This window comes from Barnesiella sp. CU968 (genome assembly GCF_905219685.1).
Taxonomy (GTDB): domain Bacteria; phylum Bacteroidota; class Bacteroidia; order Bacteroidales; family Muribaculaceae; genus Lepagella; species Lepagella muris_A.
This window is the reverse complement of record NZ_CAJMXD010000258.1, coordinates 1-4,187: the sequence shown is the minus strand read 5'-3', so window position 1 is coordinate 4,187 and position 4,187 is coordinate 1. Positions and strand designations below refer to the sequence as shown.

At 36.7% G+C, this 4,187-nt stretch carries 1 protein-coding gene; it reads left to right on the top strand.

Annotated elements, in window-relative coordinates; translation table 11 throughout:
• Positions 1–74 precede the first annotated feature (74 nt).
• Positions 75–3,932: a two-component regulator propeller domain-containing protein gene (locus JX312_RS09815; protein ID WP_204457863.1), complete on the top strand. Its 3,858-nt coding sequence runs from the start codon at positions 75–77 to the stop codon at positions 3,930–3,932.
• The last annotated feature ends 255 nt before the right edge of the window (positions 3,933–4,187 follow it).

The following is a 4,187-nucleotide window of genomic DNA, read 5'->3' as shown; positions in this document are numbered from 1 at the left end:
TATCTACAATCATAATGGACATTAGGAATATAGCCAAGATTGTATTCAGACTGATTGTGTCAGTTTCGGTTCTTTTGAAACCATCTTATAGTCATTCAATGCCGCAACTTCCAGAATCTGATTTATCATGGAAAAATGTAACTGTCGATAGTAAAAAAACTGCGGTTTTTTGCCTTTTCAGAGATAGTCATGGATTAATGTGGTTGGGTACTAACAGTGGATTATATTTTTATGATGGAGTAATGACTCATCCAGTTGGAGAGAACACCCTGTTTGGTACTCAAATATATTCCATTTTAGAAAAAAACGACAAGTTGTACATTGGTAGTAACAATGGTCTATTAACTTATGATTTTCAGGTGGGAACAGTCTCGCAATATGAAGTAGAGACACCTCAGGAAATTAGAACTATGTTGTTAAATGACGATGAACTGTGGATTGGAGGGCTGAATGGTATAAGCAAGCTGAATCTTAGAGATAAAAACATTCATGATTATACTGATGGATTGCCGCATAGATCGGTATATTCACTATTACGTGATAGTAGAGGCATTCTGTACGTTGGCACATATAATGGGATTGCAAGGTGGGACTCTCAAACCCAAACTTTTAAATCGGTAAGGGTGCGAATAAACAATATCGACCAATATCCTTTGTTTGCAAATTGCCTTCTTGAAACAGAAGACAATGAGAGCATCTATGTGGGAGGAGAAGGTTATCTCTATAAATATACTCCTGCCAATGATCATTGGGATAAAGTAATGCTCGTGGATATGAATAATATTAAGAGTCTGTCAAATGGAGAAAACGGTCATGTATTAATAGGAACTGATAATGGTGTATTTGATTTACAGAATGATTACATTAAGCACTATAGGCATGATTCTCGTCAAGAATTGAGTATTGCAGACAATGAAATCTGGTGTATATATGCGGACAGTCAGCATAATGTATGGGCTGGACATGGGCGAGGTTTTTCTATTGCATCCAATTCTAATTCTTTAAGAACAGTTAAATTAAGTGCACTTACGCATTCCGGGGAAGGAAATGAAATCCATTCAATATATCGTGATAGCAGGAATAACTTATGGTTTGGTGGAACTAATGGTGTCATCAAATTATCCGGTGATTCAATGCCTAAATGGTATAGGCATTCAGATTCGCCCAATTCTTTATCACATAACCGAATACGTGCAATTTTAGAAGATAGCGAATATTCAATGTGGTTTGCAACAGATGGAGGCATAAACAGGTATAATCCAAGCAATGATAGTTTCGATGTGTTCCATGTTGTAGATAGCCTTGGAGACCATAATTCCAATTGGGTTTATTCATTGGTAGAAGACAACGGGTACTTTTGGATTGGAAGCGTTCTAAATGGAATTCATTATGTAAATAAGGATAAATTAAAGATTGATGGAGGTACTGTTGTCTCTGATATGTCCATCAATGCCGAGGCACAAAATTCACATAATATTTTGTTAGCAAACAATCTTGTTAATGACATCATTAAAGACGTCAAAGGAAATTTGTGGATTCTTTTGTTTCGAGACAATGCTTTAGTAAAATATACTCCAGCCAAAAAGCAATTCCTTAAATATGACATATTTGAACTCACAGGTGGCTACCCCACTAATATCTGTGCTGATAATGATGGTCGAGTGTGGTGTGCATTTAAAGGGGGAGTTGTGATATTTGACAATAATGAGCATAAGATAGTCCGGTTCCCTGATACGAATAGTGACGAAACAACGCTTGCTATGGGTAAAGTTGGTGATGGAATGTGGATATCTACACAGAGTAATGTCTGGAGGATAGACGGCAAATCGTTGAAGACATTTATACTTCCCATACCTCAAAAGTCATATACAGCTGTATTTGAAGACACTATCAATAATAAGGTTTATCTTGGGGGGACTGATGAAATATTGGAAGTTGATAACAACGTGATTGGAGGCAGCATGGATTATAAGACCATCCGTATGATTCTCAACGATCAAGGAGACGGACACCTTAATCTTTCAGATCTAAAAAGCGGAGCGAAAGGTATAAAAATACCTTATGGCGGTAACATTAAATTGGTTATCAGCACTTTGGACTATTCTCCGGAAACAGTACAAAGGTTTATGTATAAACTTGCTGAATCTACAACAGATACATTGGATGGTTGGATTGTTATGCCGGAAGGTTCTAATACGATAACATTCTCTGACTTAACAATGGGAAATTATAGACTTCTTGTGAAGACAGTTGGCTCCCCAATGGAACCGATTTCAATACCACTAACGGTGAATCCTCCAATTGTNTTGTCTTGGTGGGCTATACTTATATATATTATAGTCGCACTAGGAATAATATATTGGATTGTTTGGTATACAAAAAAAAGAAATATTCGTGTTTTTCAAGAGCAAGAGAGACAGACAGCATTGGAAAATGTAGAAAGGAAACTATCTTTCCTCTCCACTATTTCTCATGACTTGAAAACTCCATTGTCAATGATTCTTGGTCCGGTTAGTCTGATGAAAGAGCGAGCTAAAGATTCTGAAAGCAAAAAGAATATAGAAACAATATATGATAATGCTGTTAGACTTAATAATATGATTCACCGAACATTGGAGTTGCAACATCTGGAGGATACCGATGAGAATTTACTTATACTTTCAATTTTTGATATCGTGGAATTTTGTAAAGGTGTTTTTGAAATATTTAAAGAGAACAACCAAAACAAGAACTTCTTTTTTCATACATCTTGTCAACAGATTCTCATTGAAGCTGATGCGGTAAAATTTGAGTCTGTAATTACCAATCTTTTATCAAATGCTTGTAAATACTCGGATGAAGGAGCAACAATATCTTTGGGTATAAGTACACGAAACAATAATGTTGAAATCATAGTGTCAGATGATGGCGTCGGGATATCAGACACAGATCAATCTCTTGTGTTCCAACGAATGTTCAGGGCTCCGTCAACATCAAAATTACGAGAAGGAACAGGTCTTGGTTTATATCTGATAAAAAAGTATCTTGAACTTATGGGCGGAAACATAAATCTATACAGCAAGGAGAATCAAGGTACATCTTTTGTCGTAACGTTGCCTATATCAGAAAAGATTATTCCTGAAGATTATAAAAGTAATGCTTCTCAAGACAGCGATAAGTCCAAAATTCTTATCGTAGAAGACAACCGCCAAATTTCCGCATTCATAATGGGAATCCTGAATGATAACTTTACATCTCTTTCAGCTGAAAATGGTCGTTCCGGTCTTGCGATTGCAGCTTCATTTGCCCCTGACCTGATAATCGTTGATGAAATGATGCCTATTATGAGCGGGCTTGAGATGGTTAAGCGAATGAAGCAAAATCCACGGTTAGCACCTATTCCAATAATAATGCTTACTGCCAAATCTGACAATAAGACTGAAAATGATAGTATCAAGTTAGGTATAGATGTGTTCATGACGAAGCCATTTGAGCCATCATCTTTATTGGGAAGAATCAATCAACTTTTGAATGCTCGAACAGAAATAAAAGAAAGAGTACGAATACAGACTATAACTGAAGCTGAGTCAAAGCCTATTGAGGCAGANTCCACAAATGAAAAGTCCCTTGCTAAAATCGCAAAGATTATAGAGGACAATATCTCAGACCCCGATTTGAATGTAAACCTACTTTGTGAGAAAAGCGGAATCCCCAATAAGCAGCTTTATCGTCTTATTAAAAAGTACATGGGACTTCCTCCGTTAGATTACATCAGAAGTGTCAGACTTCAAAAAGCAGCAGTTCTTTTAAGCCAGCACAGATTCACTGTTGCAGAAATTTGTTATATGGTAGGATTCAAAACGCCATCTTATTTTGCTAAATGCTTTCAGAACCAATTCGGTGTCAAGCCAAGTCAATATCAGTCGGATGATGAGGCTGTTGACAAAAAATAAGACAAATAGTATGCTTTTAACAGCCTAACAGGGGGGTGGGTCTAATTTGTTGCATCAATTGTCCGATAATTTTATATCTGTCTGCTATATGTAAAGTAAATTTGCAACTAGACCTCAGGTACTAATTGACAGGTAATAAAGATTGTTTTTAGTTTTGGAAATGGCTAATACCATTTGATCGATACTGTTTCTTTGAGTGTGTCTGACGCCGGCCACTAAAAAAGGACCAGCCAAATTTTGACCGGTCCTGACAAG